General features: G+C 37.3%; 28 protein-coding genes. 1 reads left to right on the forward strand and 27 read right to left on the reverse strand.

Annotated elements, in window-relative coordinates; genetic code table 11:
- The first annotated feature begins 15 nt into the window (after positions 1-15).
- Positions 16-249 carry a DUF2627 domain-containing protein gene (locus HWQ49_RS03165; protein WP_188206110.1) on the forward strand — a complete coding sequence of 78 codons (234 nt, stop codon included), beginning with the start codon at positions 16-18 and terminating at the stop codon, positions 247-249.
- 285 nt (positions 250-534) lie between these two features.
- Here the strand turns inward: HWQ49_RS03165 and HWQ49_RS03170 are convergent, their stop codons facing one another.
- From HWQ49_RS03170 to efp, 27 genes are all read right to left on the reverse strand, one after another.
- On the reverse strand, positions 535-1,479 hold the full coding sequence (locus tag HWQ49_RS03170) for an agmatinase family protein (protein ID WP_188206111.1): 945 nt from the start codon (positions 1,477-1,479) through the stop codon (positions 535-537).
- A 75-nt stretch (positions 1,480-1,554) separates the two neighbouring features.
- Positions 1,555-3,063 carry a sodium/proline symporter PutP gene (gene putP / locus HWQ49_RS03175; RefSeq protein WP_188206112.1) on the reverse strand — a complete coding sequence of 503 codons (1,509 nt, stop codon included), beginning with the start codon at positions 3,061-3,063 and terminating at the stop codon, positions 1,555-1,557.
- Between the two features lie 241 nt (positions 3,064-3,304).
- A complete protein-coding gene (locus tag HWQ49_RS03180; RefSeq protein WP_188206113.1) occupies positions 3,305-4,651 on the reverse strand; it encodes an aspartate kinase in 1,347 nt (448 codons plus the stop codon).
- A gap of 351 nt (positions 4,652-5,002) precedes the next feature.
- A complete protein-coding gene (spo0A, locus tag HWQ49_RS03185) occupies positions 5,003-5,788 on the reverse strand; it encodes a sporulation transcription factor Spo0A (RefSeq protein ID WP_188206114.1) in 786 nt (261 codons plus the stop codon).
- 226 nt (positions 5,789-6,014) lie between these two features.
- Positions 6,015-7,091 (reverse strand): SpoIVB peptidase, encoded by a 1,077-nt coding sequence (gene spoIVB / locus HWQ49_RS03190; protein ID WP_223154960.1) that lies wholly within the window; start codon positions 7,089-7,091, stop codon positions 6,015-6,017.
- 172 nt (positions 7,092-7,263) lie between these two features.
- Entirely contained in the window at positions 7,264-8,991 is a 1,728-nt protein-coding gene (gene recN, locus HWQ49_RS03195) for a DNA repair protein RecN (RefSeq protein ID WP_188206116.1), read from the reverse strand.
- An 18-nt stretch (positions 8,992-9,009) separates the two neighbouring features.
- Positions 9,010-9,459 carry a transcriptional regulator AhrC/ArgR gene (gene ahrC / locus HWQ49_RS03200; RefSeq protein WP_188206117.1) on the reverse strand — a complete coding sequence of 150 codons (450 nt, stop codon included), beginning with the start codon at positions 9,457-9,459 and terminating at the stop codon, positions 9,010-9,012.
- Positions 9,460-9,537: 78 nt separating this feature from the next.
- The gene (locus tag HWQ49_RS03205; protein ID WP_188206118.1) at positions 9,538-10,371 is read right to left on the reverse strand and encodes a TlyA family RNA methyltransferase; all 834 of its coding nucleotides are present in this window, start codon (positions 10,369-10,371) and stop codon (positions 9,538-9,540) included.
- A 3-nt stretch (positions 10,372-10,374) separates the two neighbouring features.
- The gene (dxs, locus tag HWQ49_RS03210; protein ID WP_188206119.1) at positions 10,375-12,267 is read right to left on the reverse strand and encodes a 1-deoxy-D-xylulose-5-phosphate synthase; all 1,893 of its coding nucleotides are present in this window, start codon (positions 12,265-12,267) and stop codon (positions 10,375-10,377) included.
- A 45-nt stretch (positions 12,268-12,312) separates the two neighbouring features.
- Positions 12,313-12,894: a hypothetical protein gene (locus HWQ49_RS03215; RefSeq protein ID WP_188206120.1), complete on the reverse strand. Its 582-nt coding sequence runs from the start codon at positions 12,892-12,894 to the stop codon at positions 12,313-12,315.
- Between the two features lie 701 nt (positions 12,895-13,595).
- Positions 13,596-14,471, reverse strand: coding sequence for a polyprenyl synthetase family protein (locus tag HWQ49_RS03220; RefSeq protein ID WP_317450899.1), 876 nt, complete (start codon positions 14,469-14,471; stop codon positions 13,596-13,598).
- 2 nt (positions 14,472-14,473) lie between these two features.
- A complete protein-coding gene (locus HWQ49_RS03225) occupies positions 14,474-14,701 on the reverse strand; it encodes an exodeoxyribonuclease VII small subunit (protein WP_188206121.1) in 228 nt (75 codons plus the stop codon).
- Positions 14,694-16,049 carry an exodeoxyribonuclease VII large subunit gene (gene xseA, locus HWQ49_RS03230; RefSeq protein WP_188206122.1) on the reverse strand — a complete coding sequence of 452 codons (1,356 nt, stop codon included), beginning with the start codon at positions 16,047-16,049 and terminating at the stop codon, positions 14,694-14,696. Before xseA ends, HWQ49_RS03225 begins: the two co-directional genes overlap by 8 nt.
- Positions 16,050-16,062: 13 nt before the next feature.
- Entirely contained in the window at positions 16,063-16,911 is an 849-nt protein-coding gene (locus HWQ49_RS03235) for a bifunctional 5,10-methylenetetrahydrofolate dehydrogenase/5,10-methenyltetrahydrofolate cyclohydrolase (protein ID WP_188206123.1), read from the reverse strand.
- A 14-nt stretch (positions 16,912-16,925) separates the two neighbouring features.
- On the reverse strand, positions 16,926-17,306 hold the full coding sequence (gene nusB / locus HWQ49_RS03240; protein ID WP_188206124.1) for a transcription antitermination factor NusB: 381 nt from the start codon (positions 17,304-17,306) through the stop codon (positions 16,926-16,928).
- 229 nt (positions 17,307-17,535) lie between these two features.
- A complete protein-coding gene (locus HWQ49_RS03245; RefSeq protein ID WP_188206125.1) occupies positions 17,536-17,937 on the reverse strand; it encodes an Asp23/Gls24 family envelope stress response protein in 402 nt (133 codons plus the stop codon).
- An 11-nt stretch (positions 17,938-17,948) separates the two neighbouring features.
- Positions 17,949-19,307 carry an acetyl-CoA carboxylase biotin carboxylase subunit gene (gene accC, locus HWQ49_RS03250; protein WP_188206126.1) on the reverse strand — a complete coding sequence of 453 codons (1,359 nt, stop codon included), beginning with the start codon at positions 19,305-19,307 and terminating at the stop codon, positions 17,949-17,951.
- 13 nt (positions 19,308-19,320) lie between these two features.
- Positions 19,321-19,830, reverse strand: coding sequence for an acetyl-CoA carboxylase biotin carboxyl carrier protein (gene accB, locus HWQ49_RS03255; RefSeq protein WP_188206127.1), 510 nt, complete (start codon positions 19,828-19,830; stop codon positions 19,321-19,323).
- A gap of 184 nt (positions 19,831-20,014) precedes the next feature.
- Positions 20,015-20,590 (reverse strand): SpoIIIAH-like family protein, encoded by a 576-nt coding sequence (locus HWQ49_RS03260; protein WP_188206128.1) that lies wholly within the window; start codon positions 20,588-20,590, stop codon positions 20,015-20,017.
- 1 nt (position 20,591) lies between these two features.
- Positions 20,592-21,215 (reverse strand): stage III sporulation protein AG, encoded by a 624-nt coding sequence (spoIIIAG, locus tag HWQ49_RS03265; RefSeq protein WP_188206129.1) that lies wholly within the window; start codon positions 21,213-21,215, stop codon positions 20,592-20,594.
- Between the two features lie 4 nt (positions 21,216-21,219).
- Positions 21,220-21,810 (reverse strand): stage III sporulation protein AF, encoded by a 591-nt coding sequence (gene spoIIIAF, locus HWQ49_RS03270; RefSeq protein WP_188206130.1) that lies wholly within the window; start codon positions 21,808-21,810, stop codon positions 21,220-21,222.
- A 129-nt stretch (positions 21,811-21,939) separates the two neighbouring features.
- On the reverse strand, positions 21,940-23,112 hold the full coding sequence (gene spoIIIAE / locus HWQ49_RS03275) for a stage III sporulation protein AE (RefSeq protein ID WP_188206131.1): 1,173 nt from the start codon (positions 23,110-23,112) through the stop codon (positions 21,940-21,942).
- A gap of 19 nt (positions 23,113-23,131) precedes the next feature.
- Positions 23,132-23,521 (reverse strand): stage III sporulation protein AD, encoded by a 390-nt coding sequence (spoIIIAD, locus tag HWQ49_RS03280; protein WP_188206132.1) that lies wholly within the window; start codon positions 23,519-23,521, stop codon positions 23,132-23,134.
- Positions 23,522-23,534: 13 nt separating this feature from the next.
- The gene (spoIIIAC, locus tag HWQ49_RS03285) at positions 23,535-23,744 is read right to left on the reverse strand and encodes a stage III sporulation protein AC (protein WP_188206133.1); all 210 of its coding nucleotides are present in this window, start codon (positions 23,742-23,744) and stop codon (positions 23,535-23,537) included.
- Positions 23,745-23,757: 13 nt separating this feature from the next.
- On the reverse strand, positions 23,758-24,270 hold the full coding sequence (gene spoIIIAB, locus HWQ49_RS03290) for a stage III sporulation protein SpoIIIAB (RefSeq protein WP_188206134.1): 513 nt from the start codon (positions 24,268-24,270) through the stop codon (positions 23,758-23,760).
- The gene (spoIIIAA, locus tag HWQ49_RS03295; RefSeq protein WP_317450900.1) at positions 24,206-25,198 is read right to left on the reverse strand and encodes a stage III sporulation protein AA; all 993 of its coding nucleotides are present in this window, start codon (positions 25,196-25,198) and stop codon (positions 24,206-24,208) included. Before spoIIIAA ends, spoIIIAB begins: the two co-directional genes overlap by 65 nt.
- Positions 25,199-25,543: 345 nt before the next feature.
- Positions 25,544-26,101 carry an elongation factor P gene (gene efp / locus HWQ49_RS03300; RefSeq protein WP_188206135.1) on the reverse strand — a complete coding sequence of 186 codons (558 nt, stop codon included), beginning with the start codon at positions 26,099-26,101 and terminating at the stop codon, positions 25,544-25,546.
- Positions 26,102-26,105 lie beyond the last annotated feature (4 nt).

A 26,105-nucleotide genomic window follows, 5' to 3' on the forward strand; every position in this document is an offset into this window, starting at 1 on the left:
GTTAGGAGAGAAAATATGGTTAGATTAATCGCATTACTAATAGTTGTTCTGCCTGGTGTGTTAGCTGCATACGGTATTAAACTCATTCGTGATTCCTTTTTTGGTGAAGCAGCTGTTATTTATTTTAATAGTGTACTTTTGCAATTGTTTGCTGGGGTTATTTTCTTTATTGTTGGTATTGGATTTATTGGTGGGTTTATATTACACAGAGATCGTAAACGAAACCGAACTCCTAATCGGAATAAATAAGGTACAAAAAAAGGCCAACACGTCATATCGTTGACGCGTTGGCCTCCTTTTTATAAGTTTGCCTTTGTTAAAGTCCGTTGTTGTTATGATGAACCGCTTTCATTGGGCTTGTTGAAGACCTGGACGGTCAAATGTCGATGTTGGCCACAGGACGTGCTAGTGTCGGTGATGCCACAGGACGTGGCGTTTTCACCGACCTGGAGTTGCCGCCTTCACTTTTCACCATACAACAAATAAGAGTAAAACTTATAATAATCAACACTAAATTTTAACAGAGCGATAAGTTTACTGATCTTTCAAGATATTACCTGCTAATGCATATAAGATAATGGTAGATGCAAGGTGGGAAGAAAAATCATTTGGATCTTGAATTGGGTAAATTTCAACCAAATCCATTCCCTTAACACCTTTTTTAGCAAATGCATGAACTAATTCAACTAATTCAAACGATGTTAATCCATTACCATCAACCGGTCCAGCCGGATTAAAAGCAAAATCTAAGACATCACTACAAATGGATAAATAAACAGCCTCTGTACCTTCACTGGCTATCTGATAGGCTTTATCAGCCATAGCTTGAATATCGTTAGCCATACGGATTTCTCGACTAGAAATCGTCGTAGCCCCTGCTTCCTTCGCATACCTACCAGACTCTGGCTTATTACGTGGTCCATGAATGCCCATATGAACAATACTTTCATTTCTTACCTCTTCTGCTTCATACAGACGTGCGAATGGAGTTGAACGCGCATATTTATCTCCTTCATGGTCAGGCATATTATCATAATGAGCGTCCAAATGGATGATCCCTACTTTTCCATCAATTTGTTCACTAAGAGATTTAACTATTGGATAAGTAATTCCGTGGTCGCCTCCAAAAGCTACAGGGAATTTTCCTGTTTTCCAAACTTTCGAGGAGAACTTTTCAATTCTTTCCATAGTTTCTCCAACATTAGCTGGGACAACATCCACATCACCTAAATCGCCTAGATTATAATGCTCGAAAACATCAATATCATCAAGCTCAGGTAAATAACCACTATATCTTGCTGAACTTAGTCGGATCACTTTAGGACCTAATTCAGCTCCTGTATAATCGCCCCAAGTTACCGCACCTTCCCACGGAACACCGTAAATAAGTACGTCTTTTTCATCAACCTCTTGACTATCTAAAGTGACTTTACTACCGCCTAAAAAACATGGAGTATTACCGTAAATATAATTCGTCATTATGTGCCCTCCTGTTCGTAATTCATAAAAAGAGGCTGAAGTACAGCCCCTTCTTAACCATATAGTTTATACTTATTAAGTTTCTTTAACAACTTTATCGAATTCCTCCGTTACTTCATCAGATGGTCCATCACCAAATAATCCGAAGAGAATAATTGTTAAGGTGGCTAGCAAGAAGCCAGGTACCATTTCGTATAAGAAACCTGCTAGTGGATCAATTGCTCCCCACACAAATACGGTTATTCCCCCAACTAGCATACTAGCTAAAACACCATTTCGAGTCGCTCTTCTCCAAAATAATGCAAATAGTATCGCCGGGCCAAAGGTTGCACCGAAGCCAGCCCACGCATAGGAAACTAAATCTAAGACTGAGCTAGTTTCATTCCAGGCAATACTAACAGCAATAAGTGCAATGACCACTACTGCAATACGACCGACCCAGACAAGCTCTGATTGAGATGCTTCCCGTCTAAAGAAACGACGATAGAAGTCCTCCGTTAGAGCACTAGATGATACAAGTAGTTGTGAGTCAACCGTGCTCATGATGGCTGCTAATACTGCTGCTAATAGGAATCCTGCAATCCAAGGGTCATAGGTCATTTGTACTAGAACAATAAATACTTGCTCTGGGTCTTCTAGTGGTTGATCAATCTGAACGATACCAACCATTCCTACTAATAACGCTCCATAAAGTGGTAAAACAACCCCCATGGTAATCGCGATTAAACGTGATTTTCTCACCTCATTTTTATCTCGAATCGCCATAAAACGAGCCAGAATATGTGGCTGTCCAAAATAACCAAGTCCCCATGCTAAAGCTGAAATAATTCCAAAGAAGCCAATTGCACCGACTGACGCCCATGGAACCGTCTCAGCTAAATCGTACTCTGTCCCCTGAAATGCATCGACTAAGCTCGTGTTAACATTAGCTAAACCAGCGAATAATTCACCAAAACCACCAATTTGGTAAACACCAACGAGAGCTGTAATAACTAAAGCAATAAACATTAGTGCAGCTTGGAAAAAGTCTGTCCAACTAACTGCTAAGAAACCACCTAAGAAGGTATAGGCAACAATAATGATAGCTCCAAGGATCAAGGCATTTTGATAGTCAAAATCAAAGGTACCTTCAAACAATTTTGCACCAGCAACTAAGCCTGATGCGGTATAAAACAAGAAGAAAATCAAAATAAATGCAGCAGCAATCACTCTAATCAAACTCGAGCCATCCTGAAATCGATTCTCTAAAAATTCCGGTAACGTGATTGAATCATTAGAGTATTGTGTATAAACACGTAACCTTTTAGCAACATACTGCCAGTTAAATAAAGCACCGATCGCTAAACCAACAGCTATCCATAAACTCCACTGTCCAAAACCAGCAGCATAGGCTGCACCGGGTAAACCTAATAATAGCCAACCACTAAAGTCACTGGCTTGTGCTGAAAAAGCAGCTACCCAACTATTAAGCCGGCGTCCACCAAGAATATAATCAGACAAGGTATTTGTCATTCGATAAGTAATCACACCTATGGTAAGTAAAACAACTAAGTACAATATAAAAGTTACATAAGTGGGGTTCATTAGTCTTCTTCATTCCCTTCTTTAAAATATGTTATTAACGCCCAAACTACAAGTAGTGGCATTGGTACAAGAAACCAAAACCAGGTCCAAGGGGTTAATGAAACTAAATGTAACTCCATCTGCTTTCACCCTTCCCTTTTAAATAATAAAAAATCATTACTATATCCTATTAATAGTAATGATTTTTATTAAACACTATATATTTAATATAAATTTATCTGACAATTTTGTCAAATCAACTTTATAAGAAGAACTCTCGGTATAATGATTGTACCGCTGCAGTAAGGCTTTCCTCATGGATCCCAAACATCATAGACACCTCAGAAGAACCTTGATTAATCATATCAATATTTACAACAGCTTCAGAAAATGCCTTTGTTGCTTTTGCTGCAACATTTAAACGATTACTCATCCCTTCTCCTACTAGCATAATCATGGCTAATCCATGAATAATCGTAATCGTATCAACTTGCAACTCATTTTTAATCCGGTTAACTAAAAGCTCTTCTTTCTCTGGTGTTAACTGACTAGAACGAACAATAACTGACATATCGTCAATTCCTGATGGTGCATGTTCAAAAGAAATATTCTCCTCAACCAAAATATCTAATAAATTCTTACCAAACCCGATTTCCCGATTCATCAAATACTTACTTACATAGATCGATGAAAACCCTTTATCTCCTGCAATACCAACCACTGGTTGACCGTTATCTTCTTTATTAGCAACAATCATTGTTCCTTTTTTATTTGGCTCATTTGTATTTTTAATACAAACAGGAATGTTTTTTCTAAAAGCCGGGATTAATGCTTCATCGTGAAAAACAGAAAAACCGGCATACGATAGCTCTCGCATCTCTTTATAAGTCAAAGTGGTAATCTCTTTAGGGTTTTTGACCATTTGAGGATTTACACAATATACAGAGCTAACGTCGGTAAAGTTTTCATAAAGCTCTGCTTGTACACCGGCAGCAATGATCGAACCCGTAATATCCGAGCCTCCACGAGGAAATGTAGTTAATACTCCGGATTCTGTGTACCCATAAAAACCTGGAATAACAAGTATTCCTTCCCGTTCACGCAAATGATAAATTTGTTGATAGCTTTTTTCTAAAATTTGAGCTCCACCTGGTTCATTACTAACAATTATTCCCGCTTCTTTAGGATTTACGTATGTTGCATGTAGGCCGATCTTATTTAAATAAGCACTTAAAACACGTGCCAAAGAATCCTCACCCATTGCCTTTAATGAATCCATCTGCTGCCACGTATTGGTTGTTTCCTTTAGGAGGCGACTAGCTTCATTTTTGATTCGTGTGACGATATCTGGTGAGAGACCTAAGTCATCAGTTATCGATAAAAAGCGCTCAGAAATTGATTCCAACGTTTGTTCATAACTTTGCCCACTATTATATTGGTTACCTAATTGAATAAACAAGTCAGTGACCTTAACATCATCGGAAAAACGTTTCCCTGGAGCAGAAACAACGATAAACTTACGATCATTATCTGATTTAATAATATTTGAAACCTGCCTTAACATGTTAGCATCGGCAACTGAACTTCCACCAAACTTTGCTACTTTCATTATTTTCACCACTTATCTCTTTATATTCTCGATTCACCATTTTACCATGTTAAATCACGAAAAAAAATAAGTAGTTATTATTTTTCCAAAAAGCGTAATCATTTAGGTATTAATGTATAAATTATACAACCACTCACTCACAAAAAAAGCCTCTTCATCTTGAAGAGGGAATTAACTATGTACAGCTATATCTTATTACCACTTAAGGGATTGCTCATATGAAGAATGCCCCTCACATAGGACAAGCTCTTCATATGGCAATGTTAAAAGGTGCATAAAGTTGCATATACCTTGAATAATATTAAAATAATTCCTAATCGAACATGCAATTATTATTTTTAAAATTCCTTATTAACTTACTCTATGCTCTAAACGTAGTTTATCTGCAATCATCGCGATAAATTCGCTATTTGTCGGTTTGGCTTTTGATACACTAACTGTATAGCCGAAAATAGCTGACAATGAATCAATATTACCTCGATTCCAGGCCACTTCTATAGCATGTCGGATCGCACGTTCGACACGAGATGCGGTTGTATTATATTTTTTAGCGATATCCGGGTATAAAACCTTAGTGATGGAGCCGAGTAATTCAATATCGTGATAAACCATTGATATTGCTTCACGCAAATAAAGATAGCCTTTAATGTGTGCTGGTACTCCAACCTCATGAATAATCGACGTTATATTCGCATCTAAGTCAACCTTCTGAGGTTTACTGGCACTACTGCTTACCTCTTGCTTAATTGTTGAGTTTTGCTTAGAACCCGCAATATTTAGTACTTGATCTCTTAACATATCCAAATCAAAAGGCTTCAACATGTAGTATGTAGCGCCTAATTCTACCGCTTTTTTAGTGACTGATTCATGTCCAAAGGCCGTTAACATAATAACTTTCGGTGTTTTTTCTAATGACATATTACGTAGCTTCTCTAATACCGCCAATCCATCAATATGTGGCATAATAATATCTAAAATAAGGAGATCCGGTTGTTTCTCTTCAATCATGGTTAGACAATCATTTCCATTATAAGCCGTACCTACAACCTCCATTTCTTCTTCTTCAGAAAAATGTTCCTCTAACATCGCCACAAGCTCGCGATTGTCATCAGCTATACCTAATTTAATTGTTCCCATCTTATTATTCCCTCCTAAAAATATTGCATTCGGTCACATATAACCATTTCGACACACAGGTAAAAATCCCTTTTTTAAATGTAAATTTTTTAAATGAATATAATATTTTATTATTTTTAACATATTCTTCTACAAAATCATACATTATTCGACATTAATGCTCGTGAATAGAAAGTAAAAAGCTGCCCCTAAAAGTCTGGTGACCTTTGAGACAGCTTTCCATTAATTAACTTGCTTCCTTCTGTTCATCCTTAATTTCCAAACCAGCTTCATTTAACATCCATTCTATATGAACACCATAACCACTTGTAGGATCATTTAAGAACACATGAGTGACAGCTCCGACGATCTTATCGTCTTGAATGATTGGGCTACCACTCATCCCTTGTACAATTCCACCTGTTGCATCTAATAAGTCTGGGTCTGTTATTTGAACGACCATTCCTTTTGTTTCTGGATGTTTCGATGGAACGCTACTGACAATTTCAACTTCAAATTCTTCAATCTTATTATCCTCAACAACAGTTAAGATTTTTGCTTCTCCTTCTTTAACTTCGTGTGCTTGGGCTACGGGTAATGGATCAACATGATCTTCTAAAAATGGGCCTTCATCTTCAAGCTTACCAAAAATTCCATAATCACTATTCTTTTGAATGGTCCCTAAGCTTTTATCTTCCATTGAGAAGCGTGCTCTTTTTTCACCAGGTGAACCACTTTCACCTTTATTAATGGAAGTAATATTAGAAGGAACAATTTTTCCATTATAAATATCAATCGGGCGCTTTGTTTGGTGATCGGTAATCACATGTCCTAATGCACCATAGCGTTTTGATTTTGGATCATAAAAAGTCATCGTGCCAATACCTGCAGTAGCATCTCTTATAAATAAACCAAGGCGATATTCATCATCTTCATCAGAAACAGGAGTGATGGTTACAGGAAAAATGTGCTCCTGTCGTTTAACTAATAATTCAATCGGGGTGTCATCATCCTTATACTTCTGGATCAGGTGAGTAAATGTTTGCATGTCCTCAATTTTTTGTTGGTTGACCTGCAAAATAATATCACCAATTTCGATACCTGTTTCTTCAGCTGGTGATATTTTTCCATCATCGGTTTGTATGGGGCTAAAACCTACAACGACAACACCTGATGTGTGGAGTTTAACTCCTATGGAATGCCCACCAGGTATTATCTCTTCTACTTCATTAATGGCATCGGCAGCAACATGATCAGACACTGTAAATGGCAGAACAAACGAAACAAGGAGAATTAAATGCAGAATTATACGTGAATGGTTCATTAAATTGACACTCCTCATTTCTTCTAATTGAAGCCTTAACGTTAATTTGAACTTTTTCTGGTCATTTTAAACGATAAAACTAAATGTAAATCAGTTTATCATTTCCTACAATGCATTTTGTTTTTCTGTATAAACCAATTAATAAAAAAAGCCAAACTCACCTATACTAACTTTAGGTGGTTTGGCTTTTAAGTTCTTGAGCTTGTTGAATTAATTCTTGGGCATGTTTCTTAGTAGTGTCTGTTAAATCATGCCCTGAGATCATTCGACCAATTTCATTAATGGATTCATCATCTTTAAGTGGCTGTACATGAGTCTTAGTAACACTGTTGTTAATTACTTGTTTTTCGATTAAGTAGTGATGGTCTGCGATCGCAGCTACTTGTGGTAAATGGGTTATACAAAGAACTTGAGAATCAATTGATATTTGATGGATTTTTTTAGCAATAGACTGAGCAACCCGTCCACTTACGCCAGTATCTACCTCATCAAATATGACACTCGTCATCCCTTGATGCTGTGAAAAGATACTCTTCATTGCAAGCATGATGCGTGATATTTCACCACCAGAGGCAACTTTATGTAAAGGTTTAAGTGGTTCTCCAGGATTTGTTGTTATTAAAAATTGAATGTGATCGAGACCTTGTCTTATTAATTTAATACTTTTGTCTTTCCATAAGATATTACCTGGTAACGTTGTAAACTCTGTGTCAAATTCAGCCTTTTCAAGGTAGAGCTCCTTAAGTTCTTTTTGAATGGCGTCTTTTAACTGTACGGCAACTTCTTTTCTTAACTTATGCAAATGTTCAGCTTCCATTAGTGCATCTTTAGTTATTTCTTCAATTTCATTTTCCAGTGACTGAAGGTGACTATCTTTGTTCTCCAGTTGCTCCAATTCTTCTTCCATTTCTGCCATTAAAATTAACAGCTCATCCACTTCTTTTCCATATTTACGTTTCAACCGATTAATTTCGAACAAGCGCGACTCTATTTCTTCTAAACGATTCGGTTGAAATTCAAGACCTTCTAATCGATTACTGATCTGAAAAGAAAGATCCTCGAGTTGATAAAAATTGGACTTTAGTTGCTGAGATAATTCTTCAAAGTGAGAATCAACATCCTCAAGCTGTTCTAAGGAGATCATGGCATGACTTAAGAAATCTAAAGCACGTTCTTCTCCGGAAAGAGAATTATAAGCCGTTTGTAAACCTTCATAAATACGCTCGTAATTCATCAACTGCTTTCGCTCATCTTCTAGTTGCACATCTTCTCCTGGTTCCAATTGGGCTTCAGTTAATTCATTATATTGAAATTTAAGTAAGTCAATTCGCTGGGCGATTTCTTGTTCATCATGTGAGAGCTTTTGAAGGCGACTATTCAATGACTGAAGTTGTTCAAAGAGCTCATAATAATGTAACTTTGACTCCTTTAGCTTTTCTTCGAAAAATTGATCTAGCAGTTGTATATGTCGATCAGGATTCATTAACGATTGGGTCTCATGTTGGCTATGAATATCAATTAATTGTGATCCGATTTCCTTTAGAATTGCTAACGTAACTAATTTTCCGTTAATACGGCAAATACTTTTGCCTTTAGAAGTAATAAACCTCTCAATTACAATACTTCCTTCTTCATCTTTTGGAACGTCGAATTGGTCCATTGTCTGATAAACATGGTGATCAGGGTTATCGATGAAGAATAAACCCTCTATTGATGCTTTATCTGCTTCGTGTCTTACAAATTCAACCGACGCTCTTGCACCAGCCAATAATTGTATAGCATCAATAATGATCGATTTACCCGCTCCTGTTTCCCCAGTTAATACCGTTAACCCATCATTAAAACTTAAATTCACTTCGTCAATAATAGCAAAATTTTTTATCGAAATTTGTGCTAACACGAATAGCCACCTCAAATTCTAGAGCATTTTCATAAACTCATCATATATCTGTTGGCTTTGATCTGGAGTTCGACAAATAATTAAGCACGTGTCATCTCCACAAATACTACCCATAATGTGTTCCCAATCAAGCTGGTCAACAAGTACTCCAACAGCCTGTGCATTTCCAGGAACTGTTTTTAGCACGATAAAATGGTCTGCACGATCTAAAGAAACAAAGCTTTCAATTAAAGTTCTTTGAAGTTTTTCAGTTGGATTAACTTTTGTATCTCCAGGCAGGCTGTATTTGTATCCACCATTATTAGTTGGCACTTTAACTAACTGTAGCTCTTTGATGTCACGTGAAATTGTTGCTTGGGTAACATCATAACCAAGCTCATGGAACTTTCTAACAAGCTCATCCTGTGTTTCGATATCATACTTGTAAATAAGATCTCTAATTTTTAATAATCTTTGTGCTTTTTTCACTCTTAACCCTCACCAACTTGATTATTACAATGTTGATTACTGAAATACATTGTGTGAAAACAGATGATAATCGATTCATTATTCCTTGGCACGTTTACGTTTGAAACTGTCATGAGCCTCGTCTACAATACGATTAACATCACTATCTTCTATAGAAAGGGGTTGTATATCACCCTTGGTCCACTTCGCATGAACTAAAAATTCTATATTTCCATCTCCTCCTGTTATCGGGGAGTAATCTAAATGAATAACACTAAATCCTTGTTCACCGATAAACTTAATCATATCTTTTACCACTTGAACATGTATGCTCCGTTCTCTAACGATGCCTTTTTTCCCAACTTGATCTTTACCTGCTTCAAATTGTGGTTTGATTAACGCGATTACATCTGCATGATCAACAAGAAGGTTTTTAAGTACAGGGAAAATAAGTCTTAGTGATATAAAAGATACATCTGTAACAGCAACACTAGGCAAACCTTCCTTTAAGTCATCCTGGGTAACATAACGGAAATTGGTTCGCTCCATAACATGAACTCTCTCGTCTTTACGAAGCTTCCAGTCCAATTGATTATAGCCAACATCAATAGCGTAAACTTCCTTTGCACCATTTTGTAAGGCACAGTCTGTAAAGCCACCAGTTGATGAGCCAATATCCATTACTAACCGATTGGACAGATCCACGTTGAAATTTTTGATCGCCTTTTCTAACTTTAAACCACCGCGACTTACATACGGAATTGCTTTGCCTTTTACATTAATATTTATGGAAGGATCAACCTTAACTCCAGGCTTTTCCAACCTTTCATGATCAGTATAGACTAAACCTGCCATAATTGACCTTTTAGCTTTTTCTCTGGAATCAAAGTAACCTTGTTCAACTAATAAAGTATCTAAACGAACTTTCTTCATTCTTCATGCCCTTTTCTCTTTAGTTGGTACCATTTCCCTAACTTGATTTTCAATATTACTTACAGTTAGGCCTACTTCTTCTAATAACATATCGACACTTCCATGTTCGATGAAACGATCTGGGATCCCCATCCGGTTAATTAATGGGGCATGGATGTTTTGTTCTTCATAATATTCTAAAACGGCACTACCAAAGCCACCTTGCAATGCATGTTCCTCAACGGTAAGGATTGGTAAATTTTCCTTTGCAATTTGATTTAACATCTGATGATCTAATGGCTTAATAAATCGCGCATTAACAACTCTTACGGATATATCATAGTTCTCTAATGAAGCTGCAGCAGTTAACGCTCTTTCAACCATGGTACCAAAAGTTAGAATAACCAGATCATCGCCATTTTTCAGCACTTCCCAACTACCAATTGGGACAGGATTAAACTTTCCTTTCTCGGGATGGTCCTTGGCATTTCCTCGTGGAAAACGAACAGCAATAGGTCCATCATTATGATAGAGTGAAGTGTGTACCATATCTTGGCATTCCTGAGCATCCTTTGGCATCATTAATGTCATATTGGGTAGATCTCGCAGGAAAGAGATATCAAACACACCTTGGTGAGTTTCTCCATCTGCTCCAACTAAACCAGCTCGGTCAATACCAAATGCAACATTTAAATTCTGTCGACATATATCGTGTACAACCTGGTCAAAACCTCGTTGTAAAAAGGTTGAGTAAATCGACAAAAATGGCTTCATACCTTGGGTAGCTAATCCACCAGCTACTGTTGTAGCATGCTGTTCAGCAATCCCGACATCAAATAAGCGATCTGGGAACTTCTTTTTAAATTCTTCTAGTTTTGAGCCTACTGTCATGGCTGGAGTAATAGCGACAACTTCTTGGTCATGTTCGGCAACCTGCATTAATGTATCACTTACTACTTTACTCCAAGCAGGGCCACTAGAGGATTTCTTTAAAGATTGACCAGATTCAATCTTATATGGTCCAACCCCATGCCAAGTACCAACTGTATCAGTCTCTGCTGGTTGATATCCTTTACCCTTTGTTGTTAGTACGTGAATAATAATTGGCCCTTCAGTTTTCTTAGCGTAGTTAATGGATTTAAACAAATCATCAAAATCATGACCATCTACAGGACCATAGTAAGTAAAGCCAAGTTCTTCAAAAAACATTCCAGGAACAACCATATATTTCATACTGTCCTTAATCCGTTCAGCGGTATTAGCGATTTTACCACCAACTGAAGGAATCTTTTTAAGTAGCACTTCTAACTCGTCTTTTATCCAATTATATTTTTGTCCACTTCTTAATCGTCCAAGAACATTGTGTAGTGCCCCCACATTCGGTGCAATTGACATTTCATTATCATTCAAAATGACAATCATATCTTTTTGTTCGTGACCTATATGGTTTAAAGCTTCGAGTGCCATACCACCTGTTAATGCACCATCGCCGATAATCGGCACTACCGAATGGTTCTCACCTCTTATATCTCTAGCAATTGCCATTCCCATTGCAGCTGATAATGAAGTAGAGCTGTGCCCAGTCTCCCAAACATCATGCTCACTTTCATTACGCTTCGGGAAGCCGCAAAGCCCTTTATATTGCCTAAGCGTATCAAATTGTTCTGTACGACCAGTCAGCATCTTATGAACATAGGCCTGATGCCCAACATCCCATAAGAACTTATCTTTCGGACTATCAAAAGCATGGTGTAGCGCTAAGGTTAACTCAATCACCCCTAAATTAGGGCCCAAATGTCCGCCAGTCTTTGATAAGTTCTCTATTAAGAAAGTACGTATTTCCTCACTTAAATTTCTTAACTGTTCTACTGACATGTTTTTAATCTGTGATGGATGTTTAATGTCTTTAAGATCCATATCGGATCACTCACCTTTATTAAAATTTCGAGTCGTCTTAGTCTTTTACTTTTTATGTGATGGTAACACACGGATACGTAAGTTTTCCTCTAAAAATGTCGTTACCTTTCCAGCAAATAAAATTAAATCAGTCGATGCCCTAATAGCAATAGCTTTTCCTAGAGCTTTACCTCCGACTGTTATAGCAGCTACTAGACTTGTAAAAATAACAGATATCGTAAATTGGAAAGTGGACGACTGTCCGTCACCTATGGCTACTGCCAATTGAATAACAACGAGAGCAGAGGCTGTACCACTTATAATTCCAGCTATGTCTCCTATTACATCGTTACAAAAAGTAGCAAATTTATCTGCGTTCCTGACGATCGTGATAGAATTTCTCGCTCCATAAACCTTCTCTGAGGCCATCGAATGAAAGGGTGCCTCACTAGCTGCAGTAGCGGCTATTCCCATCATATCTGAAGCTACACCTATTAGTACGATCAACAAAACAATAATCATACCAACAATCCATCCAACACCACTTAAAATAGACTGCGATATAATTGTAAAAATGGCCGCTAACACAAAGGTGATAACGGCTATACTAAGACAAAATTTAATTGATTGTTTTATTATTTTTTTCATTTTACAACCTCAAACGTATTGTTGCCATCCTTTAGAACCCTTATGTACGATAGAGGGATGGTCACTCAAAAGGTAAAAATTGCGGCTTAGGTCCAGTTGGTTTTCCCAAGTCATCACCGTGTGTTGCCACAACGGCGGTTCCCCTTTAAGATGACTTTAGCCACGTCACCGTAGGCTAGACTGGATTACCACTTAGTCCGCACCATAATCCCTTTCAAGTGTCGATGGAACAGTCTAGGAGTTTTCCTCGACAGTTCTTAACCATTTCCTAGCCTCTTTTGCAGTGTCTATTTCATACAACGTGAAACATTCTTAACGTTGGCCACACGAGTAAGAATGTATTAATTGTAATCCCCTAAACACCACTCAAGGCAGGCTACGCTGCAGATAGTTCTTTTCCTATCATGCAGGTTCATACCCCATTTCATACCCTATTAATTGAGATTAATAGAGCACAAATATGGGCCTCCACGGAAGCAGGGTCAACGCCCACATGCCATTGTGGATCGCCCTACAACCTTAACTCCCAGCATCGACCCAAGGCTGGGCGCCTCAAGCCAACACCAGAAACTTCATCGATGTGCCCTTTGGCGGATTTTTAGGCCCGCCTTCAGAAATGGAGAACCGACTAGAATACTGCACCATCCCTCGCGTACGTATATTTTATCATATCGTTTTATTTCTAACAATTATTATTGGCTTTAGTGGGTGCGATTACCAAACAGCTCAATAAATTCCCATAAATCTGATTGAGCAACATTAGCTTCTTCTAATGATTTTTTAGCCTGTAACATATAATGGTCACGCCTTTTAATAGCCCCATCCATACCTAAGAGTTGTGGGTACGTGCTCTTATTTAGTGATTCATCACTGCCAACTGGTTTACCGATCACTTCTTCACTACCAATGACATCTAGTATATCATCTTGAACTTGAAAAATAATGCCTAGATACCTTGCATACTCATCAAGGGCTTCAATTTGTGGTGGTGTTGCCCCTCCTAAATATGCTCCGATTCTTACTGAAGAGCGAATTAATTCACCTGTTTTTTTATGATGAATTTCACTTAATACTTCAGGCGAAATGTGACGGTTCTCAGCTTCGATATCCATAAACTGTCCAGAGATCATTCCTTCAAAACCAGCAGATTTGCTCAATTGACTTAAAACATATACTTTCTCCTCAGCTTCTAGTTTCGAGGAGGTCGTAATCGTTTGAAAAGCAAAAGTTAATAGACCATCTCCAATTAAAATGGCCGTTGCCTCGTCAAACTTTTTATGAAGAGTTGCTTTCCCCCTTCTTAAGTCATCATCGTCCATAGCCGGTAAATCATCATGTATAAGCGAATAAGTATGGATAAACTCTAATGCAACAGCGGGCGTAATTATTTTATCACGATGGTTAGAAAAAGCTTCAAATGCAGATAACATTAATATAGGTCTTAATCGTTTTCCACCAGATTCTATAGCGTACATTAAAGCGTCTTTTAGTTTATTAGGTAATTGTATATGGTTAGTCGTTTGATAGAGCTTTTCGTTAATCCAGTTCTGTTTCTCTGTTAGCGTTTGCTTATTCACAATTACTCTTCCTCCACCGAAAATGGCTCTGGTTGACCATCTTCATTAAGAATTTCTGTCATTTCTTTTTCTACATGCTTTAGTTTTTGATGGCAAACTTTAGATAAGTGCATACCATCTTTGTAATATTCAATAGCTTTTTCTAAAGGAACATCCCCTTGTTCTAACTGTTCAACAATTTTCTCCAACTGATCCATTGCCTGTTCAAAAGTAAGGTTCTCCTTATCCATCTTGACCATCCCTCTCTTCTTTATCTAATACTTGACAACTTATTTGTCCATCAATTAATGAGACCTTTATTTGCTCACCTAAGCCTACTTGTTTAGACGACTTAATAATCGTATTTGAGTCATCATAAGTGATCGAATACCCTCGTTTCATCGTTTCTAATGGACTGAGAATGGCTAATTTCTCCATGTGCTTTTGAAATTGATTAGTTTGTTGTTGGTGATAACTAGTCATATTTGATTTTAGACGATTGGTTAAATAATCCTTCTGTTGTACTTTCTCTGTTATCATTTGTTTTGGAGAATTGGCTTTTAGGCGTTCTTTCATCGAGTTAATATGATGAGCTTTATGATCGGTTAAGTTTCTAAAATTTTTGGTCAGTTGCCATACATGACGATCTAGGTCCTGTTCCTTTTGTCTTGTTAAATGAACAGGGAACTTAAAGGCATAAGCATTTCTTAATGAATTAAGTTTATCGAAATTGGTGTTTAGAGTTTGTTTCATTTGTTGATTTAACCGGTGCGTTAATGAAGTTGCTTGCTGCTTCAACTCTTCATATGAAGGGACAGCAAGTTCAGCTGCTGCCGTTGGAGTTGGAGCTCGTAAATCGGCGACCCAATCACTAATGGTGAAATCCGTTTCATGGCCAACTGCCGAAATAATCGGTACCTGTGATGACGCTATGGCTCTAGCTACCACTTCTTCGTTAAAAGACCATAGCTCTTCAATAGAACCTCCACCACGTCCAATAATTAGAGTATCAAACATCTTTAATTCATTAGCTTTATGTATCCCATTTACAATAGATTGTGGTGAGGCTTCACCTTGAACAGATACAGGAATAACCGTACACTTTACCATTGGATATCGACGTTTGATCGTCGTTAATATGTCTCTTATAGCAGCTCCAGTAGGTGAAGTAATAATCCCTATATTCATTGGGTATCTTGGAATGGCTTTTTTTCGGTCATTAGAAAATAAACCTTCTGCTTGAAGTTTATTCTTTAATTGCTCATAAGCTAAATAAAGCGCCCCAACACCATCTGGTTCCATGTTTTGAACGTACAGTTGGTATTGGCCACTTCGTTCATAAACACTCACATCACCATATAACAGCACCTTCATCCCATTTTCGGGCTTGAATTTCAAGCTCCTGTTACTGGAGGCAAACATAACACTTGAGATTCTGGCATTTTCATCTTTAATCGTAAAATACATATGTCCACGAGCATGATGATTAAAGTTGGAAATCTCTCCTTGTAACCAAACTCCCTTAAGGTGTGAATCCATGTCGAATTTTCTTTTAATATATTTCGTTAGAGCTGTAACTGTTAAATATTTTTGCTCCACGATCATAACTCCTTTAATTTAAGCGTTTAGCTGCTTCAATTGTATTATGTAATAACATCGTGATTGTCATAGGGCCAACACCCTTAGGTACTGGTGTAATATGGCTAACTACATCTTTTAATTCGTCAAATGCCACGTCACCAACCACTTTACCGTCTTCTAAAAAGGTGTTACCTACATCAACAACAACTGCCCCTTCTTTCACTGCTTCTTTAGTTATCAAGTGAGCTTGACCAACTGCTACAATTAAAAGATCAGCCTGTTTCGTATAATCAAACAAATTCTTAGTCCTGGAATGACAGTAGGTAACGGTAGCATGTTGATTTAGTAACATTTGCCCCACGGGTTTCCCCACAATATTACTTCTTCCAACAACAACGACATGCTTACCCTGAGCTGAAACACCGTAATAATCTAATAGCTTGATAATTCCTAACGGCGTACAGGGAAGAAATGCTCTTTGACCAATTGATAAACGTCCTACATTAATTGGGTGAAAACCATCAACATCTTTATCTGGCGAAATACTCTCAAGAACGCGCTTCTCATTAATATGCTTAGGCAGTGGGAGTTGGATGAGAATCCCATGTGTGTTCAAATCTTCATTAAACTGCTTGATAAGATTAATTAAATAGTCTTCTGAGGTATCTTCCTCAAGTTCATAGACAGCTGATGAAATTCCGATTTTTTCTGCGGCCTTTTTCTTTATTCTAACATAAGTACTTGATGCCTGATTATTCCCTATGATCACAACAACTAACCTCGGAAAAATGGCCTTTTCTTTCAACTGTTCAACCTCTGTTTTTAAGTTTGACCGAATTTGGTCAGCAACCACATTTCCATACATAATGGTCGTACTCATTCACTACTCACCTTCTAACTCCGTATAAATTTCGATAAAACACCATTAATAAATTTCCCTGACTGTTCATCATGAAACCTCTTTGCCAATTCAACAGCTTCATTGATGGATACTTTCTCAGGAATTTCTTCAACGTATTTCATTTCAAATACGGCAATTCTTAACAATGTTTTTTCTACAGTTCCTATTCTAGAGAAAGACCAATGATCAAGATTTTCACTAATGGCTTGGTCCAACTCAACTTTCTGTTCTAATACTCCATTTATTAGCTGGTTTGCAAAATCACTCAAATCCTCATCCATTGCTTGAATTAACTGATCTGGTGTGCTATTTGGATTGATATCTATTTGAAATAACACTTGAAAAGCTTTTTCTCGACTATGTTTCCGACTCATACTGTCTTACTCCTTCTATATTGCTTTTTTTAATCCTATCACGTTCAAAATTAGTTTACCATGAAACAGGTGATATACAAAAAATAATTTATTATTCTTATGGTCATACAAACATACATGTTGAAATGTTCATTTGCGTAACTAGAGTTTCCCCAAACTTCAAACACATACTCAAAAAAAAGCCTAACTCACGCGAAGTAATCGTACCCCATGAGTTAGACTTTTCTGTTTATTTTTCAGGCTTTAATTCATCTGATTTTTCTTCAATCTGTATGCCGACAACATGAACATTGATCTCAATAATCTCTAGTGCCGTCATATTTTTTAAAGTTGTCCGAATGTTATCTTGAATCTTTTCAGCTACCTTAGGAATAGAAACACCATAGTCAAGTACCGTATAGACGTCAATTTCAATTCCGTCATCAGTTAGCTCAACCTTGACTCCTTTACCATGCTGCTTTTTCTTACCCAATCTTTCTGTCACATTAGAAGCGATATTGCCTCGCATGTTAGCAACACCTGTTACCTCATTAACGGCAATACCTGTAATTACCTCAATGACTTCAGGAGCAATTTCAACTCGACCTAACGAGTTATCAGCACTCACATTTAACAATTGGTTCTCATCCATCCTGGTCACCTCTATTCATCATCTTCCATCACACGATAATTTTCAAGAAACTTAGTATTAAAATCTCCACCAACAAAGACTGGATGATTCATCATTTTTTTATGGAAAGGAACTGTAGAATGAATCCCCTCAATGACAAACTCATCAAGAGCGCGATTCATACGTTCAACCGCTTCTTCACGTGTCTTCCCGTGTGTTATAAGCTTAGCAATCATCGAATCATAATAAGGTGGAATATTCCAGCCTGTATACGCTGCAGAATCCACTCTAACACCAAAACCACCTGGTGGCAAATACATAGCTACTTTGCCTGCTGATGGCATGAAGTTTTTATATGGATCTTCAGCATTAATCCGACATTCAATTGACCAGCCATTAAAGGTAATCTCATCTTGGGTGAAAGCTAATTGATCCCCATTAGCAACCTTTATTTGTTCTTTTATCAAGTCAACTCCTGTTACCATCTCCGTTACAGGGTGCTCAACTTGGATTCTTGTATTCATTTCCATAAAATAGAAACCGTTTTGCTTTTGGTCAAAAATAAATTCAATCGTGCCAGCTCCAACATAATCAACTGCTTGAGCAGCTTTAACAGCCGCATCTCCCATTTTATGGCGTAGCTCATCATTGATAGCTGGTGATGGTGTTTCTTCAATAAGTTTTTGTAGGCGACGTTGAATGGTACAATCACGCTCACCTAGATGAACGGTGTGACCATGCTGATCGGCTAATACCTGGATTTCCACGTGTCTAAAGTCCTCAATAAATTTCTCTAAATAAACACCTGGATTTCCAAAGGCTGTTTCCGCTTCATTTTGAGTCATTCTAATCCCATTAATCAATTCTTCTTCATCTCTAGCTACCCTTATCCCTTTACCTCCACCACCAGCAGTGGCTTTAATAATGACTGGGTAACCAATTTCTTCAGCTATTTTCTTACCTTCTTCTACATTCTCAATGATTCCGTCAGAACCTGGTACGATTGGAACACCCGCTTGCTTCATTGTCTCTCGTGCCACATCTTTGGTTCCCATTCTTGATATAGAATCAGCGCTAGGACCGATAAAAGTGACATTACAAGCTTCGCACATCTCTGCGAAATCAGCGTTCTCAGAAAGAAACCCGTACCCTGGGTGGATTGCGTCACAGTTCGTTAACTTAGCAACACTCATAATGTTGGTTTTATTTAAGTAACTGTCTTTACTCAATGTTGGACCTACACAATAAGCCTCGTCAGCTATCTGAACATGCAATGAGTCTCGGTCCGGCTCAGAATAGATCGCAACCGTCTCAATTCCTAATTCTTTACAGGCACGTATTATTCGTACGGCAATTTCTCCTCGATTAGCAACTAATACTTTTTGTATCACGGACAATCCCTCCTTACTTCTTTTTCACTCGGAACAATGGTTGTCCGTATTCAACTAACTCTCCGTTGTCAACCAATATTTCAACAATTTCTCCTTTAACCTCTGCTTCAATTTCGTTAAAGAGTTTCATTGCTTCTACAATACAAACAACCGTGCTTGCATCTACTTGGTCTCCAACTTGTACATATGGATCATCATCTGGAGATGGTGATTCATAAAATGTACCTACCATTGGGGATACAATCTCATGATCATAGTCAGTCGTTGCTTCAGCTTGAGGTGCTTCCTCTTGCTTCTTGGGCTCTGATTTTTCCTCTTTAGCTGGTTCTGCAACTTGTGTTGGTTCTGGCTGAGGTTCCGGTTTAGCTTCTACTGTAACCGGTTTAGTTGCTGTCACTGGTACAACCTCACCATTTTCTTTTTTCATCGTTACTTTAGTTCCATTTGATTCATAAGTAAAATCAGAAATGGATGAATCATCTACTAATTTAATTAGTTCACGAATTTCTTGTACTTTTAACATACGATTAGCACTCCTTTTTTTTATTAACAGGTACTAATAATTCCTAATAAACATTGTACGATAAATAGTAGCATATCTTCAACTTTAACTTTAAGAACATTTAAAAAGATTCTTGTACTATTTTATTCCTATTTAGGAGTGTTTAAACGAAAACCCCCATACCCAAACGGATATGGAGGTACCTTTACGCCTCTTCTTCTTGAAGTTTCACGCGAACATCTAGATCTCCAAACTCATCTCTAGCCATCTGCATTAAATGATTAGCATCTGAAGCTGACAATTCGTTTGCGATCACGGTTATTCTAACGACATCATCTTCCTGTCTAACTAGGACATCACGAAATTCTTTCTCTTGTTGAATCATCTGCTCTAAAATTGATTCTTTTTGTGCCGTTGTTTGTAGAGCATACATTTGCTCCCAGGCCTCATTTTTTTCATCAGTTGACGCTGAATCTGAGGCAACAATAGAAGATAGCTCTTCTTTCAACTCACTTCTTGTGTCTTCTGTCTCTAAACGAATCGTTGTAAATAACTCACCAGCTGAAAGGTCGTCCATTTCTACATCAACAGCAGAAGTCGTATCTGTAGAATCAGGTGAACCTTCGGAGTCTTCATCCGGTTGTTCATGACGTGGATCCTCATCATCATCCGGGATCAAAGCCACCTGTTCACCCCCTGGGGAAGTCATGTAGTACACACTCAGTACAATTAATAAACTTAACATGGTAATTAACCACACAGTCTGTTTTTTCAATACCATATTATTCCTCCTCACCTTTTGGCATTACTGCAATACGATGTGTTGAAACATCTAATAACCTCGATACTGATTCAATAACCATCTCCTTTACTTGAATTCGATCAACCCCCTCCGCAATAACTAAAACACCTCTTATAGCAGGACTTTTCGTTTGAATTAACAGTGGTTCTTCACTGTTATTATCTCTAACAAGAACAGTTTGGTGCTCGATGGTTTCATCTTCAACAATACGATCCCCACCATTTTGATCATTTTCTTCTGTTTTCTGATAACCCTCAATCGTATCTCTTTCATAGACTTTGAGAGCGGATGAATCTAACTGCAGGACAACTTCGACATCTGATACTCCATAGATTGCTTCTAATGCTCGTTCGAGTTCGGTTTGCATCTCTTTTTGAATTTCTGCAATCTCGTCACCTTCTGATGATGCTTGTTCATCTCCGTCATCTCCAAGCCAGACTTCCTGTTCATCTTCAAAGGAAGGATCTTCAGGTTCAGATTGTCCACCAAAAATATTTGAAACGATTAAGAATAGTAGACCTATAAGACCTATCAACAAAATGTAAGAACGTTTAGTTGGTCGGTCCGATTCATCTTTCATTTTGAAAATGGATTTCCAATTCAATGTTTTACTCTCCTTCCCATTCGATAATAATGGAATCGATCGATAACCCTAAGAAGGAGGAAATCGTTCGTTTAATTTGTTCCTGGTTGGTGTTCTCCTCTGACTGTTCAGCAGGGATCTGAACTGTTTCCACCTCCTGAACGATGTCATCTTCACTCAAGAGAAAGGTGATGGTTTCAATGTTTTCCTGGACTTCTCCATCTGAATCATCATTGAGCTCTATCGAAACATCCTCTATCACAACTTCATATTCTTGTATCAACTCCTCTTCTATTGATGATCTAATACTTTCTTCTAGCTGTTCTAATATATATGCATCAGTTGAGGCTTGTATTTCATTTTTTTTGCCGGAAATTTCATTTTCCATCTCTTCAGTTGTTATAGACAGTTCTGGCATATCAAAAGAAGAAATAATAGACTCTGGATTAACTTGAAATAAAGTTGATAAAGGATGTAGAAACAATAAGAAAATGACCATTCCAAATACAACTTTGATTACCTTCTCATGAGAAGTTTTTGGTATTAACAAAGAAATAATCGTTGCTAGAAATATAAATAGAACGATCTGTGAGATCCAGTCAATTAAAAATGACATCTTAGACCCCTTCCACTAGTGGCAATTTTAACTCCTGACAATTCATGCTCCATAGTTAAAATATGAAGTTATTAATACTATATGACTGGGTTGTCCATATATATAACGATTTCTTTTATTTTTAAATGTTTAACGAATCATTAAAGACATGTTTCCAATAATAACGAGCATGACTAAAGAGAAGAAAAACATAATTGAAACCGTTAATAATGCTAGTAATATATAAAGAATATGCTTTCCCATCCAATCAATCATTGAAACGATCGGACCTTCGGCAACAGGTTGTAATAGTGCGGCAGCTACACGGAAAATTAATCCAAGTACCAACACCTTTAAAGCTGGAAATAAAGTAATGATTAAGATAATAACAACTCCAGCTATTCCCACCGAATTTTTAATCAACAAGGAAGCCGACAATACCGTATCTGTAGCATCTGTAAACATCCGACCGATCACCGGTATAAAATTACTTGTTACAAATTTAGTAGCCCGAACTGCCAAACCATCAGCAGCTGCCGTATTAACACCCTGTAACGACATAATTGATAAGAATACGGTTAAAAAACCCCCCATTAAGATAAAGGCAACTTGTCTTAATAAATTGGCCAGCTGAGAAACGTTGTACTCCTCGTTCACTTCTGTAGCGATGTGTAAAATAGCTGATAAGAAAAATAACGGAATAATTATTGAAGAAATAAAAATACCACTAATCTGTGTGAAAAATAAGATGAAAGGATTAAAAAAAGCAACTGTTGCGACATTGCCAAAAGCAGCCATCATACTTAAAAATAAAGGTAAAAGTGAAACCATAAAGTGACTCATCGCGTCTATAGCCTCTACTGTGTAATCAACTGCTTGTTTAAAACTTGCAACAGCAATGGTCATTAATACGCCAAAAATGACAAAATAACTAACCTTCGCAACAGACTGATTCTCAAACGAATGAATCAGTACTTTTAGTAAAACACTCAATAACGTAAGAAATATCAACATACCTAAGGTTTTACCATTAGTTAGCCATTCATCTAAAAAAAAAGCCGTCAAACCATGCATCCAGTCAGATGGCGAAAAAATAGATCCATCATCAATAATGTCACGCCAATTATCTGTTTGGTTGAGAGGCATATATTCTCGGTATTCCGCTAATAGACTTTGCCATTGTTCCTCAATTTCATCTGATTCTAGAATCTGCTCTAATTCTGGTTCGATAACTTGATCAGATTCCTCTTCAGCAACAACAGGTGAATTACCCCAACTCAACAACATTCCTATTACTATGAAGGATATTATGAATCTAACCATTTTACATCTCCTTCTAAATCTACTGAGGTATAAATGACATCAACGTTTCTATTACAGCTATGAAGATTGGTAGTGCCATCAGTAAGATAAACAATTTACCTACAATTTCTACTTTGATAGCGATTGAATTTAAATTCGCATCACGTAATACTTGTGATGCGAACTCGGTTATGTAAGCAACTCCAATCACTTTGAAGATCGTATCCAAATGTAGCAAGGATACATCCATCCGTGACGTAACCTGTTGAAAGACTGACATCAATTCACTTATTTGTGTTAGGATAAATAAAAATACAAGAGCCCCTGTTAATAGGGTCAATAAAAAACCAATTGATACGTTTTTTTCCCTGACAACAATAATCAAGATAGCAGCTACAATTATGACAGATAACATTTGAAGAAATGGCATGTTATTCGATCCTTTACATTAACATCTGGAATAAAAACACAGACCTTATTTGTTGAAATAATCGAGACAAATAATCTATCACGATTACAAGAACAAGTATAAAACCGATTAAGGTGATCCAATGTGCTAAATCTTCTTTTCCCATCTGTTTAAGAAGAGTATGCATCATCGCGACGATGATCCCTATACCAGCAACCTGAAACAGTAGAAACATATCGGTCATTTAATCGACCTCCTTATATAAATAATAAGACGAAAAGAATCCCAGATAAGACCCCTAACGTTCTAAACATCCCCGAGAATCGCTTTTCTTCCTCCAAAGCATCGTCTAATTCATGTTGTAGGTGAACTTTAGCTAATTGAATTTGTTTCTGTTGTTGCTCTAAATTGTGAAGTCCAAGTGATTGTCCAAACTGAATAAGAACTTCTTTCTCTTTCTTTTTCATAGCGGTGTTTCGCCATTTTCTTGAAAACGTTTCATCCCATATTTCCTGTAAAGAGCGATCACTATGAGTTAGTTCGTCTCCTAACTCGTAAAAGAGATCGGAAACGGGAAATGATAATTGTTTTGATATATATGAAAAAACACGATGTAAGGGTTCTTGTGCATAAACTATTTCAGCTTCCATAATTTGCAGGGCCTGTAGTAACTCACGTATTTCCTTTGGTCTTCTGGAATAATTCCTAGCGATATCGATTCCTACCCACGTGCACGTGAACAGAATCATGATTGCTCCGACCCATTTCATTTTTAATACTCCTAACTTTTGAATTTAATGGTTTAAATTGTTGATCATAAATACCAATGATCTGACCAGGTTTTGGTTTAGGGCTTAGTACGACATATCTACTAAAGACTTGACTGTCAATTAATGGCGCCAAATTCGGACGATTCAAAATATCTTTAATCGAATAACCATGGACACTGCATAGAACTTGTACACCTGTAAATATTGCCTCCATTAAACTATTAACATCTTCCTCACGTCCGATTTCATCAACGGCTAACACTTCAGGTGACATCGAGCGAACCATCATCATCATGCCTTCTGCCTTAGGGCAATCTGACATAACATCTGTTCTTGATCCAACATCATGTTGAGGAACACCATGATAGGAGGCCGCTATCTCAGAACGTTCATCTACAAGTCCAACTCTTGTAGGCAACAGTTCACCTTCACCATCACTGATTGTTCTAATGACATCTCTTAAAATAGTTGTTTTACCGCTTTTGGGTGGCCCAATAAATAAAGTGTTTAATAGATTTTTATCTGAGATATGACGTAATATATGCTTGGCTGCTCCCTTTTTTTCTGACGCCATTCGAATATTAAATGATGATACATGTGTAACAGCTTTAACTTGTCCATTGTGCACAGCCACCTTCCCGCTAATCCCAACTCGATGCCCACCTTGAACGGTTATATAACCATTCCTCAGTTCTTCTTCTAACCGATAGACAGAGAATTCACTAATTCTAGCTAATAACGTTGTGGCGTCTTCCTTCCGAAAAATATAGCTGTGACAAGTTCGTTCTTGATCATGAAAAATCAGCTGAGGATGTCTATCAACACGAAGTCTAATCTCTTCTAAATCCTCTAGTTGTTGGAGGTTAAAAGTATAATTTATATAGTTCACGAGACTTTCTGGTAAAAATTTAAGTACTTTTTGATCCACTTTTATAATCCCCCTATGTTTATCACTATCATATGTTTGCTCTAGCAATGTTATGAACAAACAGCACATAAAAAATCCGTTATGTTTTAATAGATTTATATTCAATTGGGGATCATTTTCACAGTAAAAATAGACTTATTTCGAAGCGTGATCAGGTTTTAAATTGCGTATTTGAGTGGTGAGATTAAGTCATTTGTAAGGAGAGACGGTGAGATTATTGATGATCAAGTTTCATTAACGAATGTGGTTTTTCAGGCTCAATGTGATGAGCCGGTGGGTTAAAAAAAGAAGACACCTCTAAAAAATGGTGTCTTCTTGAATAAGATTATTTGTCATTTTAAAAAATTAAGCACGTGATACGTATTTACCCTCACCTGTACTGATCACTAGATGTTCGCCTTTATCAATGAAGAATGGTACTTGAACGGTATAACCTGTTTCAAGCGTTGCAGGTTTTGTTCCACCACTCGCTGTATCACCCTTAATACCTGGTTCTGTATCAACTACCTCTAACTCAACGTTATTGGGTAGCTCAATACCGAGTGTGTCTCCATCATAAATTAGGACTTGAACCTGCAAACCTTCTTTTAAGAAGTTTAACTCATGCTGGATTTTGTCTCCAGGAATTTCGATTTGATCGAAAGTTTCAGTATCCATAAAGGTGTGGTTTTCTCCCGTTGCATATAGGTATTGCATCTGACGGCGTTCTAAGTGTGCTTTATTCACTTTCTCACCAGCACGAAATGTCTTTTCTTGGATATTACCATTTTCTAAATTTCTTAATTTAGATCTAACAAAGGCAGAACCCTTTCCTGGTTTTACGTGCTGAAATTCAATAACTTGCCATATAGATCCTTCTAATTCAATAGTCAATCCTGTTTTAAAATCGTTGACTGAAATCATGTAA

The organism is Alkalibacillus aidingensis, from assembly GCF_014595945.1.
Classification (GTDB): Bacteria; Bacillota; Bacilli; order Bacillales; family Alkalibacillaceae; genus Alkalibacillus; species Alkalibacillus aidingensis.